Genomic DNA, 1,102 nt, shown 5'->3' with positions numbered 1-1,102 from the left:
CAAACACCAGACAAAACGTTAAACAATGCTTTACGTGTACTAACACTATTGGGACGTCATGATATACCCGTTGCAAGTGGCGCCCCTAAGCCTTTAGCTCGTGAACTGATCATTGCAGACAATGTACACGGCGAGAGTGGTCTGGATGGACCAAAATTACCCGATCCAGCCTTTGCACCTGTAGAGCAAACGGCTATTGAACTGATGGCCGATAAAGTGCGTAACAGTAGGCAGCCCGTTACACTTGTTCCAACGGGACCGTTAACTAATATTGCACTTTTTCTAGCTGCTCATCCTGAGTTACATTCAAACATAGATAGCATCGTACTGATGGGCGGAGCGGCAGGAGTAGGTAACTGGACACCAGCTGCTGAATTTAATATTTTTGTCGACCCAGAAGCCGCTGATATGGTATTCAAATCAGGCTTACCAATAGTAATGTGTGGACTAGATGTCACTCACGAAGCTCAGATAATGGATGAGGATATCGAAAGAATTAGAGCCATTAATAATCCTATCGCGCAATGTGTTGCTGAACTACTCGACTTCTTTATGATTTATCACCGCGACCCTAAATGGGGGTTCACTGGTGCACCACTACATGATCCTTGCACCATTGCATGGTTACTTAATCCATCACTGTTTACTGCAGTTGATTGTTGGGTGGGCGTTGAAACTAAAGGTGAATATACACAGGGAATGACTGTAGTTGATCGTTATCAATTAACCGGTAAACCACATAATGCAAAAGTATTGTTTAATATTAACCGAACAGGTTTTGTCGACTTTATCGTAGAACGTCTAAGCGATTACTAACAAACTCATGCCATGCAGATAAAAGTAACCTGCATGGCAATAACTGCAGATAACAATTAATATCTTATTCGTTATCTGTAGTACTAATACCGAGCAAGCGTAACATTCAACTCTTTTCCTCTGCTTAAATAGTTACCAATTAATATTCCATACAAACTAGCTACAGCTATAAACAATGAACCCTCGGCTCAGGCAAGCAAACTACTTATTATCTAAACAATCCACACCCATAATAAATAGCACACAAACTCGATAAACTTTTAATCTAACTTAACTAACACTCTGC

1 protein-coding gene is annotated in these 1,102 nt (G+C 40.9%); it reads left to right on the top strand.

What is annotated here, in order from left to right; translation table 11 throughout:
- The coding region (gene rihA, locus CXF78_RS01430) for a pyrimidine-specific ribonucleoside hydrolase RihA (protein ID WP_102035756.1) at positions 1 to 816 on the top strand (816 nt) is incomplete at its 5' end.
- Positions 817 to 1,102 lie beyond the last annotated feature (286 nt).

Origin of the sequence: Shewanella sp. 11B5 (assembly GCF_002836795.1) — a bacterium.
Taxonomy (GTDB): domain Bacteria; phylum Pseudomonadota; class Gammaproteobacteria; order Enterobacterales; family Shewanellaceae; genus Shewanella; species Shewanella frigidimarina.
The sequence above is the reverse complement of the archived record's forward strand: the minus strand, read 5'-3'. Positions and strand labels throughout refer to the sequence as shown.